Below are 13,508 nucleotides of genomic sequence, written 5' to 3' on the forward strand. Positions count from 1 at the left end.
AATCTTAAATGGTTATTATATATATGATTATTATTTCAAGATTATCGATAAATTCCCTCTAAAATTAAATAGATTATCTTATATGATGTGCTATTAAATCCTTTTTCATTCTAACATGCCAGATACCAGCATCTAAAAACGGTTCCACCGATAAGGTCACATAACCCAAGTTAGCATAAAATGCTTCTGCACTGCATTGGGCGTCCAAAAGCACATTGGAAAAATGACCAGCAACCGCCTGCTGTTCTAACAATTTCACAATTTCTCGCCCTACTCCACTGCCACGCAACTCTTTACGTACAGCAATACGCTGCAGTTTGCCGCTATTTTCTCCGTAGGGTATTAACCGCCCTGTAGCCGCCGCTTCGCCATCCTCAGCGATAATCAGTCCATGTACACATTCATGAGGAGCGGCATCATATTGATCAATTTCAAGATCAACTGGGATGCCTTGCTCGATCACAAATACTTTCCGACGTAAGGCTAAACATAATTGTAATTCATAATCTGTATTTACAATACTATATTGCATATGTATCCCCTCTAATCCCTTCCTACAACGTGCATATAGGATATGAGCCAAAACTCTTAAACCATAGGCTTTTTTCTTTTACAGCCTCTACTGCACTGCGAACACTATTATTTTCCATACTACCATCCATATCAAAGAAAAAAATGTAATTTCCCATGCCGGTTCGTGCCGGTCTGGATTCGATTCTTGTAAGATTAACATTCCGTCTGGAAAATTCCTGTAGAATCTCACATAAACTACCTGGACGTTCTCCATTCATTTTGCAAACAACAGAAGTTTTACATGGATCTGACAAAGAATGAGTATCTATCGGGCTATCGCCTAAGACAATAAAACGTGTACAATTGGTAGAACTATCCTGAATATCACCAGCCATGGTTTGTAAATTATAAAGAGCGCCGGCACTTTGACTCCCTACAGCTGCATAGTTTTCTACGCCACTAGCAACAAGAGTCGCAGCATCAGCCGTACTATTCATAGCTCTTAGCTCAGCATCGGGATAAAGCCGCCTCAGATTATGACGACACTGGGCCAGCGCCTGGGGATGAGAAACGATGATCTTAACATCATCCCAATGCTCTTTGACTAAAAGATTATGTCGTACTGGCCAGATCACTTCTTTCCTAATATATAAATTGACTTCGTGAGCTAAGATATCCAACGTAACATTTACTGAACCTTCAAGGGAGTTTTCCACAGGAACAATCCCTTGGGATACTTCGCCAGACTCTACCGCTTTGATGGCCATATCAATGCTGGAATAGGTTTTAAAACTCACTTGATCCTTATTGTATAGACGAAATGCCACTTCTTCACTATAAGTACCATGGGGACCAAGATAACCTATGATCGCCTCTTTCCCACACCAACTGCTAAGCTCCATGTTGCTCCTCCTGTGCCTTTCATCTACTTATCTAAAAAATGTTCAAACAATCTCATTCCTTCTGGCGTTAACACCGATTCGGGATGAAATTGCACGCCTTCAATCGGGTATTCTTTGTGCCTAAGTCCCATTATCAAACCGTCTGCTGTTCTGGCTGTTATTTCTAAGCAATCGGGTATACTCTCCTCTTCCAGCAGCAAAGAATGATAGCGCCCTGCAACAAAAGGCTGAGACAAGCCTTGATAAATTCCATCCTCTTTATGATAGACATCTGATACCTTACCATGTATGGGCTTAGGAGCACGCACTACCTTCCCGCCAAAAACTTCACCAATTGCCTGATGACCAAGACAGATACCTAAAATCGGCAATTGGCCAGCAAAGGCTGCAATGACCTCTTTACTAATTCCAGCGTCACTAGGTGTACCTGGGCCTGGTGAAATAATAATGGCGTCGTATTTTCTTGCCCTAATTTCATCTACGGTAATAGCATCATTACGGACAACTTCTACTTCATACCCTAAGCTAGCAACGTATTGATAAACATTATACGTAAAGGAATCATAATTATCAATAATTAAAATCATAATTTTCATCCTCCATAATAACTTTAAACAAAACTTTGGCTTTATTTAAGATCTCCTGATATTCCGTTTCTGGCACTGAGTCTGCTACGATGCCAGCTCCTGTTTGGATTCCTACCTGATCACCATCAATGACCATTGTACGTATTGTAATGCAAGTATCCATATTATTTCTAAAGTCAAAGTAACCGACTGCCCCCCCATAAGGTCCGCGGGGTAATTGTTCCAACTCATGAATAATTTCCATAGCCCGAACTTTTGGTGCACCACTTAAGGTACCCGCTGGAAAACAAGCTGCCAATACATCCATCGGAGTATATTTAGGATTAAGAACACCAGATACCTCAGAAACCAAATGCATCACATGAGAAAATTTTTCTACTTCTAGCATGCGCTTCACCTTTACAGTCCCTGGCATACTTACACGACCAACATCATTACGCCCTAAATCAACCAGCATATAATGCTCTGCTCTTTCCTTTTCATCAGCAATTAATTCCACTGCTAATTTCTCGTCCTCTTCCTGGTTTTTTCCTCGAGGTCTAGTACCAGCAATGGGACAAGTAAATACATTCCCGCCTTCTAATTTTACCAGCATCTCTGGTGATGCGCCAACAATTTGTCTATTACCAACATTAATAAAAAACATATAGGGAGAAGGATTGACTTGACGTAAGCGGCGATACAAATTAAAAGGGGTTTTAGTCGTTTTTAAGTGAAAGGGTTTAGAGAGTACAACTTGAAAAATATCTCCTGCAGCAATGTATTCCTTTGCTTTTTCTACCATGGCTAAATAATTTTGTTTAATTTTTTCATCATCTAGCCCTACAGGAGTTACTTGTACTTCTGACTTACGATCTGTATTTTTGGCTATCGCAACTGACTGCTGTATTTTATTTATTAAGCCACGCAAATGTCCAACGGCTTTTTCGTATTCTGCACGAGTATCGATACCAGGCTCAATACTAGCCAGGTATAATAATTTTGCTGAATGGGTGAGATGATCCATAACGATAATAATACGGCAGAACATAAATTCGCCTAAAATTTCGTCTTCAGAAATATTCATTCCTCTAATTTTTTCCCATGTACCAACGGTTTCATAATTAAAATATCCGACTGCCCCGCCGCTAAAGGGAGGTAATTCAGGGATATTAGGAAAAGAGAACTGTCCTAATATCCTTTGTAGTGCAACAAGCGGTGGAGCATCAATTGTAGTAACATCCTGCCCTTTTCTAACCTCAGTCTTTTTACTCCTCCCCAATACCGTAATAAAAGGATCCGCTCCAATAAATGAATATCGTCCAAAAGCTTTACTCGTATCCGCACTTTCTAAAATAAACCCAGGGTTATCGCCTGTAATTTTAGAATAAATGGACACAGGAGTATCCAGATCAACAGATAAATCAGTAAAAATAGGAATCAGATTATGTTCTTGCGCTAATTCAGAAAAATCAGCTAGGCTAGGAATGATTTTCATCCTATTCACCCTCCTCATCTAATGTTTCACGAATGGATCTGACCAAGCTACGAACACCAGCAACTCCCTCATTCGTAAGTTTTTCAAGAATGGCACTACCAACAATAACAGCATCAGCATATTGAGCTGCGGCAGACGCTCCTTGAGAGTTGCCAATTCCAAATCCAATTGCCATAGGTATCTGACTGACCTGACGAGCTGCCTCTATCACGGTGCCAATCTGATCATAATTATTATGCTGACCGCCTGTTACGCCAGTATTAGAAACACAATATAAGAAACCCTCGGCCTTTTGCGCAATGCATTTGATCCTATCTACTGTCGATGTTGGCGCAATAAGCCCAATAAGAGGGATACCTTGCTTCGTACAAATATCTTCTAATAAACCTGCCTCTTCAAGAGGTAAGTCAGGTACAATAAGCCCATCGATTCCCGCCTTAACAAAATCAGCAATAAACTTTTCTTTTCCATATCCCAATATACTATTGACATAGGTCATAACCACTAATGGAATACTAGAGGTTTTACGTATTTGGGCAACTAATTCTATGGACTTTGCAGTAGTTGCACCCGATTTTAAGGCTAAGGTAGCGGCATGTTGAATCACGGGTCCATCGGCAATGGGATCAGAAAAAGGAATGCCAATTTCAATCACATCTGCCCCTTCTGCTTCCATCGCCAAAACAGTTTCTAATGTTGTGGCATAATCAGGGTAACCAGCTGTTAGATAGACAATGAGCCCTTTGCGTCCTGACTCTTTTAATCCTTGCAAATTTTCCGACAAATTTGACATTATAATCCCCCCATTACTTTTATTGCCATATCTACATCTTTGTCACCACGACCAGAAAGACAAACAATTACCGTTTCATCCACTTGCGTCTTCGGCATAATTTCTTCTAAATATGCGAGTGCATGAGAACTTTCCAAAGCTGGAATAATCCCTTCTATACGAGCCAGACGTTTAAAGGCTTGTAATGCCTCCTCATCCGTAACTGCTTTATATTCAACGATTCCACTATCTTTAAAAAAGGAATGTTCGGGACCAACGCCAGGATAATCAAGACCAGCAGATATGGAGTACGGTTCAATGATCTGTCCATCATCGTCTTGCAATAAATAACTAAATGCCCCATGCAACACACCCGGCCGCCCTTTCGTTAAAGATGCTGCATGCTCATTGGTAGTGATGCCCTGACCTGCCGCCTCTACACCAATTTTGATAATCTCTTTGTCATTGCGAAAGGAATAAAACATTCCCATAGCATTGCTGCCTCCACCGACGCAAGCAACAATATACTTTAATTTTTCTATATTACATTTCATAATTTGTGCTTTTACTTCTTCACCAATGATCTTTTGGAAATCCCGTACAATCATAGGATAAGGATGAGGTCCTACGACGGAGCCAATAATGTAATGAGTATCCTCTACATTCGTAACCCAGTAACGAATGGCTTCACTTGTAGCGTCCTTTAGTGTACCAGTACCACTCGTCACGGGTATTACCTCGGTTCCCAAGAGTCGCATACGAAATACATTCAACGCCTGCCGTTCTATATCTTCTTTTCCCATATACACGCGACATTCTAGACCAAAGAGAGCTGCAACAGTAGCGCAAGCTACACCATGCTGTCCGGCACCTGTCTCAGCCACAATTTTCTTTTTCCCCATACGACGAGCTAACAGTGCCTGCCCAATGGCGTTATTGATTTTATGAGCTCCTGTATGCAGTAAATCTTCCCGTTTTAAGTAGATTTTCCCCCGTCCATAATGTGCTGTCAAATTCTTTGCAAAATATAAGGTAGTGGGACGACCTGCATACTCCTGTAAATAAAAGTGTAGTTCCTCCTGAAAAGATGTATCATTCTTTAATAATTCATAACGTTCTTCCAGTTCAATCAAAGCTGGCATCACCGTCTCTGGTACAAATCGACCACCAAATCCTCCAAATTTCCCATTTTTATCAGGCATATTCTATTCCTCCTTATTATTTCAGCTGCATCGCTGCCCTTGGCATAATGCCATTTCCTGTGTCATCATACCAATATCATGAGCACAAACCAATCCTTCTCCTACCAATATTCCTTTTACTCCTGCCTCTTGCAGTCTTTTAGCATCTTCTTGATTTTTGATGCCGCTTTCACTAATTAGTACAATCTTCGAAGAGCAATAAGGCATTAAAGCAAACGTATTACTAATGTCAGTAGTAAAGGTCTTCAAATCGCGATTATTAATCCCCACTAACACCGCTGAAGTCTTTTGCACCCGCAGGAGTTCCTCCAATGTATGAACCTCGACCAAGCAATCCAAACCAAGCATAGCTGCAACCTCTAGATACTCGTTCATCTCTTCATCGCTTAACACTGCTGCAATCAGCAATATGGCATCTGCCCCTGCCCATCTGGATTCATAAATCTGGTATGCATCAATAATAAAATCTTTGCGTAAAATGGGCAAAGGAGTAACAGCCTTGACCATTTTGATATTCTCCAGCTTCCCTTTAAAATGTTTATCTGTGTGTACCGAAAGAGCTGTTGCTCCATTTGCCGTATAGATCTGAGCTAATTCACATTCCGTATATGCAGTACACAGCTCTCCTTTAGTCGGGGAAGCCAACTTACATTCTGCGATAAGTGCCCATGGCTTTTCTTTAATCCCTTTACGGAAACGAAAATCTCCTCTTATAATATCCTTCTCAAATTGGCTAAGAGGTCTCTCCCTTTTTTGTATCGCTACCTCTCGGCGCTTTTTCGTTACAATTTCATTTAGCATTCCCTTTGCCTCCTTCTGCCCTGCGAGCGGCAATCATAAATTCTTGGATTTTTTTTATATCTTTCTTCCCATTGGTTTCGACACCTCCTGAAACATCTATCCCATTAGGAGATAATAGAGAAATGGCTGTTCCAACATTTTCAGGAGTAAGGCCGCCAGCTACCATCACTGGGGTATGACTCTGAGAAGTAAAATCCTGCAGCGACTGCCAATCAAAAGTGATTCCCGTTCCGCCATATTGCCCAGGGGTAAAGCTATCTAAAAGAATCCAATCAGCAGGATACTCCTTACTTCTTTCTAGATTAAAACCAGGAGCTACCCGAAATGCTTTAATAACGGGCCTACCAACAGACCGACAATACTCTGGAGTCTCTTCGCCATGCAACTGAACATAGTCTAACTGACAATACTCTGCAATCTTTTGTACTTCCTGAAGAGGCGCATTAACAAAAACACCAACCTTGCCGATTCCTTTCACTTCTTGCCCAATTTGATGAGCCTCTTTTACATCGATACGGCGCTTACTTTCTGCAAACACAAATCCAATCAAATCAGCTCCCAGATCTTTAGCCCCTTGCGCTATTTCTACAGATGTGATTCCACAAATTTTTATGATAATATCAATCCCTCCTTATATTCCTGGGTAAAGCGCCTTACCTCTTCTAATTTAGAATAGGCAGCTCCATCGTCAATGCTCTTTGCCGCAATATTCAATCCCTCTTTTATGCTCTCTGCCTTACCAGCGACTACCAGGGCAGCAGCAGCATTTAACAAAACGATATCACGTTTTGGACCTAGCAGCTTCCCTTGGAAAATATCCAAAATAAATTTCCCATTTTCCTCCGGTGTACCACCACGGTACCCCTCTAAACCACCACCACTAAATCCGTAGACAGCAGGATCAATCGTATAGGTTCGAGTTTCTTGACCATTGACTTCTGTTATCTGTGTCAGTGCAGTAGTGGATATTTCATCCAGACCATCCAAACCATGCACTACCATGGCCCGCTTTACGCCTAACATGGCAAGCGCCTCCGCCAATTTCCGAGTTAAAGACGGCTCATATACACCGATTAATTGATAATTAGCCTCTGCAGGATTGGTTAATGGTCCCAGCATATTAAAAACAGTTCGAAATCCTAATTCTTTGCGTGGTTTCGCAGCATATTTCATCGCTTTATGAAAAGCAGGAGCATACAAAAAACCAACTTTCGTCATTTGAATGGATTTACGTACTCCTTGAGGCGGCAGATTCATTGAAACCCCCAGAGCGTTAAGGACGTCTGCACTGCCACAAGAACTCGATAAACCATGATTGCCATGTTTAGCTACAACAAGCCCAGCACCTGCTACCACAAAAGCTACCGCTGTAGATACATTGAAGGTACCTGTTTTATCCCCGCCCGTACCACAGGTATCAATCATTTCCCTGCTGCTAAATTGTACCTTTAATGAATGATTGCGCATGGTCTGGGCAAAACCAGCAATTTCATCAATAGTTTCACCCTTTATCCGTAAAGCTGTAATAAAAGCACCAATTTGTGCCTCAGTCCCGCCCCCAGACATAATGATATCCATGGACAATTGTGCATCTTCTCGCGATAAATTTACCCCTGCTACCACCTGAGCCAAAAACTCCTTGAACATAGCCATTCCTCCTTATCAATTAACCTATATATAATAAAAAAAACCATTCCACCCCCTGAAAGGGGCGAAATGATTCGCGATACCACCCTAATTTAGAAAGCTAATGCTTTCCCTCTACTCAGGTACGAGATACTACATCTGATACCCTAGCCCAATAACGGGGGCAACCGACTCATCCTACTGACGTATTGCGTTCAGTGAGCAGCTCACAGGCCCATTCCATAGACTCTTTGGGTCGGTCATCACACCTCCAGTTGCCTGGTCACCGACTCGCTGATCCAAAGTTCGTATATGTACTTCTCCTGCTCATAGCGGATTACACATTCTATTAAGGCACATTTTATTCAAATTTTGCGATGCTGTCAAGAGTTTTTTTATTTTTGTTTTTTTCTACTATACAAATGTTTTTATTCTATAATTAATATGTAACATTTATCTATTTTATTTTTAATTTAAAACTATTACTTGACACTTTTCAATACTTTGATATAATAGAAAACAGTTACTGGAAAATCAATTATTATCGGAGGATGTTTTTTATGACACATCTAACCTATAAAGCCATCGAACAAAAACAATATTTTTACTTTTTTGGTTGGAGCTACTTTTTTAGCTTCGACTTTTTCGGATGGAAAAATGTGAATATATGGTTTTTCAATGAGCATTATAGATGGAAATGTCAACTAGCAGCAATCCGATAAGGACAATTTATTTCCACCATCTCTACAAGACTCATTTGAGTCTTATTTTTTTTACCCGATGGCTAACCGCTCTAAAACTCTCATCATTCTACAAGCAGAAGTTAGTCGCGCTTATCCATCACCAAAGATCCAATTTTAAGTTATAAAAGAAAATAATAGGGGGTATTTATTATGGTTATCGTATTACATCCGTCTGTAACAACAGAGCAAATTGAAGAGTTAAAGGCAGAACTAGAAAAAGGTGGCTGCAGTGCTTGGCCTACGTATGGGGAATTTCAGACGATTATTGGCGTAGTTGGCAGCACTCATAAACTTGATAAAGATAAGCTGGCAAGTAAAAACTATGTAGAAAAAGTATTATCTGTACAGGAACCTTATAAGAAGGCCAATCGAGTCTTTCATCCAGAAGATACAGTCATTCCAATTGGAAATCAAACCATCGGCGGTAATAAATTAACAATTATTGCTGGTCCTTGCTCGGTTGAAAGCGAGAGTCAAATTTTGTCTGTAGCGAATCAAGTCAAAGCAGCAGGTGCCGGCTTCTTGCGTGGCGGAGCTTACAAACCAAGAACATCACCTTATAGTTTCCAGGGCTTAAAAGAAGAAGGACTGGAATTATTGAAAATTGCCAGAGCAGAAACAGGGCTGCCAATTGTCTCTGAGATTATGTCCGTAAGCAAACTGGATAAATTCGTTGAAGATGTTGATATTATTCAAATTGGTGCAAGAAATATGCAAAACTTTGACCTGTTGAAAGCAGTAGGACAAACTAATAAACCAATTTTATTAAAACGAGGATTAAGTGCTACCATTGAAGAATTACTTATGTCAGCAGAGTATATTATGGCTGAAGGTAACGACAATGTTATTTTATGCGAAAGAGGCATTCGCACTTTTGAAACCTATACCCGTAATACTCTAGACTTGAGTGCTGTACTCGCTATAAAGAAATTAAGCCATCTTCCTGTTATTATTGATCCTAGTCATGCTGCGGGGAAATGGTGGATGGTAGAGGCCCTTTCAAAGGCATCCATTGCCGTCGGTGCTGATGGATTGATTATTGAAGTACACAACGATCCTGCCAATGCAAGCTGCGACGGACCACAATCCATTACACCTGAACGTTTCGCCTCATTGATGGGTTCCTTAGAACAGATTGCTAAAATTGAAAATCGCACTATCTAATTTTACACTTCAGGAGGTTAACAAATGAGTGGCTCATGGGGTAAAAAGGTTCAGTATACTATTTTTGGCGAAAGTCACGGAAAGGGGATCGGTATTACCATTGACGGATTACCGCCCGGTTTCGCAATTGACTTAGCTGAAGTAACTCGGGAGCTAGAGCGTCGCGCCCCTGGGAAAAGTCCCTTATCAACAGCACGCAATGAAAAAGACGCATTTACGATTTGGAGTGGCTTTTTAAATGGCAAAACAACAGGAAGCCCACTATGTTCCATCATCGAAAATAAAGATCAAAGATCTGCTGATTATGAATCCTTAGCATGGAAATTTCGTCCTGGACATGCGGATTATACTGGCTCTATAAAATACAATCACTTTAATGACTTACGAGGCGGTGGACACTTCTCCGGCCGCCTCACGGCCCCTCTCGTATTCGCCGGTGCGATTGTTAAGCAGCTTTTGAGGCAACAAAACATTCATATTGGTTCTCATATCCAGCGTATCGCTTCTATTTCAGAATCTCAATTTGATGCGGTTACAATTGACCAGACAATACTAGAACAATTAAAAACAAAATCATTCCCTGTACTTGACCCTGCTGTGGGCGAATCAATGCAACAATGCATTCTCTCAGCCAAGACTGCGGGAGACTCTGTCGGCGGTATCATTGAAGCAGCTGTCATACATCTGCCGGCCGGCCTAGGTGATCCTTTCTTTGATTCCCTAGAAAGCACACTGGCACATCTGTTATTTTCTATCCCTGCCGTTAAAGGTGTAGAATTCGGTGCTGGATTTGCTTTTGCCCAGATGCGCGGCAGCGAGGCCAATGATGCGATGTATAGCAAAGACAATGTGGTTGTGACCTCCACCAATCACAATGGAGGAATCTTAGGAGGAATCTCCAATGGCATGCCTCTTATTTTTCGTGTAGCCATAAAACCAACCCCCTCAATTTCTTTAGAACAGAGTACTGTGAATGCAAAGGGTGAAAATGTCTCTATTACGGTGGAAGGTCGTCATGATCCTTGTATTGTCCATCGTGCGATACCTGTTATCGAAGCTGCAGCTGCAATGGCTATTTGGGATGTATTATAGGCGACTTAAATTTTAAGATCCTTTGGATTTTTTGAAATCACAAAAAATCAGCGTCTAGGTATTTACCTTAGACGCTGATTTTTAATTTTAAATTTGCGATTTCATCATATCTAATAATTTAAAAAGATTTGTCAGAAATGCCTAATTGCTCACTATCCTGGCTTTTTATAATTACTTTTAGAATCTGGTCTGCTGCAGAATGTAATGACAGCCCGTTGGTAATTCGATAATGACAATGTCCCTCATATAAATGCTTTCTCTGTTCGTATAAGCTATAAATCCTCTTTACATTATCTGCTAGCAACGGACGAGCTGCAACGTCAATCGTTTCTATTATCATTTCGATTGGTCGGTCAATATAAAAGATAGTACCTTTTTGCTGTAATACAGCTATATTCTCAGGACGAGTCACTACACCGCCTCCAGTAGCAATAACAATTGGTTTCTTGCTGCTAACTTCACGAACTGCATTACTTTCAATCTGACGAAAATGTGACTCTCCTAATAAAAAAAGCTCAGAAATAGTCTTATTCTCTTTTTTCTGTATATACTGGTCAATATCATAGAAATCAAGCTCTAATCGTTCTGCAATAATCGCACCTAGAGACGTCTTACCACTACCTGGCATACCAATCAACACAATATTATTATGAAATTTCATTACAATACACCGCCTACTATTTTTTATGTTCTCCCTTGTGTGCCGCAGCAGCGGCATTGTGTCTTTGTGGTTCATAATTCCTTATGTTTTTTCACTTACAAAATTTGCAAATCACAATACCATAAAACAAAAAAAATAAGACTCTAATGAGTCTTATTTTTTATCACAAAACAGTCATCTGTTTACCTGCTCGTGTTTAAGTTCTCATTTAACAGCCTATTCATTTGATACATCCCAAAATAGCCAGCGCTATAAAAATAACCCCAACTAAAAAAACTAAAATATTGATTTTGAAATCTCTTAGTTAAGAATGTAATCATTATAATAGCCTCCGCTCAACATAATACTGTTTTTATTATACCAAATAAACAATAATTGTCAAGTATCTATCAAAACGCAATGATGGCATTAATAAATTGTTATCATTTCATTATTTTAAAAACACAAACGTCCTTCTACGATATATTCACTCTAAAACTAGAAATGTACAATAATTTTTGTCTGAAAGATCGCTGCTTTTTATTTTAAATTACAACAAATAAAAAACTTCTTAATAAGCACATTGTACATTGATCTATACATTGTGTTTATTAAGAAGATATTACACCTAAAGCTAATTGCGTTCTTGGGACTGAGCGGTTATCTCTTCTGCAGTGCCAGCTAACGTACTGATGCTATTCAATAAGGGTTAGCCATTTCTTTTAACGATTCTATTTTAGTCATTCTTCCTCTATCACATCCACCCATTAGTCTTGAATCGTTATGATCTTACCTACATCCCCATGGATTTTTTTACAATATAGAACACTGTATTTAAATCTTCAATCGGCACTTGCCCAGGTGCAGAGCTGCTTTGACCTACTGCAAAACTAACGGTCGAGCCAAAAACGCCTCCAAACAGGCGAGTTACGGCACCAAGCCCTCCCATTGACATGCTAATTACAGGAATCTTCAACTTATTTTTTGCTTCTAAGGTTACACTCAATAGCGTAAGAACATCTTCTAATGTTTTTGGCATAACTGCCACTTTTGCAACATCAGCACCATATTGTTCTGCTTGTTTGAACTTTTGTTCTAAGCTTTCTTTACTTGGCGTGCAATTAAAATTATGAAAGGATGCAATTACTTTCGTACTATTTTCTCGTGCTGCTTTGCATAACTGCTGAAAGTGTTCTGGCAGATTGCTCAATTCACAATCCACATATTCTACACTTGTATTCGTGCAGATGGCTGCATTTAGTTCAATCGCTTCACGATCTGACAGCGGAATAGTTTGACCGCCTTCCCGAGTAGAACGAATCGTGAAGATGATCGGTAAATCGCCCGCAATCCCTTTGATTTTATTCGCTAAGGTAACTACTTCATCAGTATTGGCAATACCTTCAAAGAAATCGGCACGCCATTCAATAATATCCGGTTTTTTTTCTAAAACATTTGCTAATTCAGCTAATACAATTTCTTGATTTCTTCCCACCAGTGGAGTACATATCAATGGCTGTGTTCCTTCCCCAATTACCTTACTCAATTTAAATTAGCCTCCCTTTATATGTTACTATCCCGACATTTCCTACCTAGCTTTATTCATATCAGTACTTTACTGCATTACTACTTTTCTAAAACCTTACTTCCCTTCTATGATTGCATCCTTGCCTTCAAAAAATAATCATAACGTTTATGCACTGCATTTGCAATATAGTAGTATCCATCATTTACATTTCAAGATATTCTTTCAATGTAAATGATCTTCCTAAATTTTATATTAAACGCAGCCTCTTTTCAATCGATAATTACAATCAAAATAATAAGAATCAACGATTAACATAACCTATTCTGGAAAATTCACAGCTGGTCTCCACTGTAATTGGAGACCAGCTGTGAATATCTAAATCATCCCTCTTGATCAGAATATTGGTCGTCTAATTACATCAATAATGGTTCCATCCCGATATTCTACAACTCCGACAATCT

Annotated in this window: 13 protein-coding genes and 1 other annotated feature; of the genes, 2 read left to right on the forward strand and 11 right to left on the reverse strand. The window is 39.9% G+C overall.

Annotated elements, in window-relative coordinates; all coding sequences use genetic code 11:
* Positions 1 to 73 precede the first annotated feature (73 nt).
* From LMF89_RS13860 to trpD, 9 genes are read right to left on the reverse strand one after another with little or no spacing between them, the layout of a single operon-like run.
* Positions 74 to 532, reverse strand: a complete 459-nt coding sequence (locus LMF89_RS13860; protein WP_229535605.1) for a GNAT family N-acetyltransferase — start codon at positions 530 to 532, stop codon at positions 74 to 76.
* Between the two features lie 22 nt (positions 533 to 554).
* Complete coding sequence (gene pheA / locus LMF89_RS13865) at positions 555 to 1,415, reverse strand: prephenate dehydratase (RefSeq protein WP_229535606.1); 861 nt, start codon at positions 1,413 to 1,415, stop codon at positions 555 to 557.
* A gap of 23 nt (positions 1,416 to 1,438) precedes the next feature.
* Entirely contained in the window at positions 1,439 to 2,002 is a 564-nt protein-coding gene (locus LMF89_RS13870) for an anthranilate synthase component II (protein WP_229535607.1), read from the reverse strand.
* Positions 1,986 to 3,479, reverse strand: a complete 1,494-nt coding sequence (gene trpE, locus LMF89_RS13875) for an anthranilate synthase component I (protein WP_229535608.1) — start codon at positions 3,477 to 3,479, stop codon at positions 1,986 to 1,988. Before trpE ends, LMF89_RS13870 begins: the two co-directional genes overlap by 17 nt.
* 1 nt (position 3,480) lies before the next feature.
* On the reverse strand, positions 3,481 to 4,272 hold the full coding sequence (gene trpA / locus LMF89_RS13880) for a tryptophan synthase subunit alpha (protein ID WP_229535609.1): 792 nt from the start codon (positions 4,270 to 4,272) through the stop codon (positions 3,481 to 3,483).
* Positions 4,272 to 5,453, reverse strand: coding sequence for a tryptophan synthase subunit beta (gene trpB, locus LMF89_RS13885; protein ID WP_229535610.1), 1,182 nt, complete (start codon positions 5,451 to 5,453; stop codon positions 4,272 to 4,274). The genes trpA and trpB overlap by 1 nt, the downstream gene beginning before the upstream one ends.
* A 21-nt stretch (positions 5,454 to 5,474) precedes the next feature.
* Complete coding sequence (gene trpC / locus LMF89_RS13890; protein WP_229535611.1) at positions 5,475 to 6,254, reverse strand: indole-3-glycerol phosphate synthase TrpC; 780 nt, start codon at positions 6,252 to 6,254, stop codon at positions 5,475 to 5,477.
* Entirely contained in the window at positions 6,244 to 6,879 is a 636-nt protein-coding gene (locus tag LMF89_RS13895) for a phosphoribosylanthranilate isomerase (protein WP_369412607.1), read from the reverse strand. The genes trpC and LMF89_RS13895 overlap by 11 nt, the downstream gene beginning before the upstream one ends.
* On the reverse strand, positions 6,864 to 7,901 hold the full coding sequence (gene trpD / locus LMF89_RS13900) for an anthranilate phosphoribosyltransferase (RefSeq protein ID WP_229535613.1): 1,038 nt from the start codon (positions 7,899 to 7,901) through the stop codon (positions 6,864 to 6,866). The genes LMF89_RS13895 and trpD overlap by 16 nt, the downstream gene beginning before the upstream one ends.
* A 57-nt stretch (positions 7,902 to 7,958) precedes the next feature.
* Positions 7,959 to 8,220: a binding site (T-box leader), on the reverse strand.
* Positions 8,221 to 8,773: 553 nt separating this feature from the next.
* Between trpD and aroF the strand changes: the two genes are divergently transcribed.
* Both aroF and aroC read left to right on the forward strand, forming a co-directional pair.
* Positions 8,774 to 9,787: a 3-deoxy-7-phosphoheptulonate synthase gene (gene aroF / locus LMF89_RS13905; protein WP_229535614.1), complete on the forward strand. Its 1,014-nt coding sequence runs from the start codon at positions 8,774 to 8,776 to the stop codon at positions 9,785 to 9,787.
* Between the two features lie 24 nt (positions 9,788 to 9,811).
* A complete protein-coding gene (aroC, locus tag LMF89_RS13910; protein ID WP_229535615.1) occupies positions 9,812 to 10,879 on the forward strand; it encodes a chorismate synthase in 1,068 nt (355 codons plus the stop codon).
* Positions 10,880 to 10,997: 118 nt separating this feature from the next.
* On the opposite strand, the gene LMF89_RS13915 is transcribed toward aroC, so the two are convergent.
* Together LMF89_RS13915 and aroD are read right to left on the reverse strand one after the other, a co-directional pair.
* Positions 10,998 to 11,540 carry a shikimate kinase gene (locus LMF89_RS13915; protein WP_229535616.1) on the reverse strand — a complete coding sequence of 181 codons (543 nt, stop codon included), beginning with the start codon at positions 11,538 to 11,540 and terminating at the stop codon, positions 10,998 to 11,000.
* Positions 11,541 to 12,312: 772 nt separating this feature from the next.
* Positions 12,313 to 13,065, reverse strand: coding sequence for a type I 3-dehydroquinate dehydratase (gene aroD, locus LMF89_RS13920; protein WP_229535617.1), 753 nt, complete (start codon positions 13,063 to 13,065; stop codon positions 12,313 to 12,315).
* Positions 13,066 to 13,508 lie beyond the last annotated feature (443 nt).

The sequence above is a fragment of the Pelosinus baikalensis genome (assembly GCF_020819555.1).
GTDB classification, from domain to species: Bacteria; Bacillota; Negativicutes; order DSM-13327; family DSM-13327; genus Pelosinus; species Pelosinus baikalensis.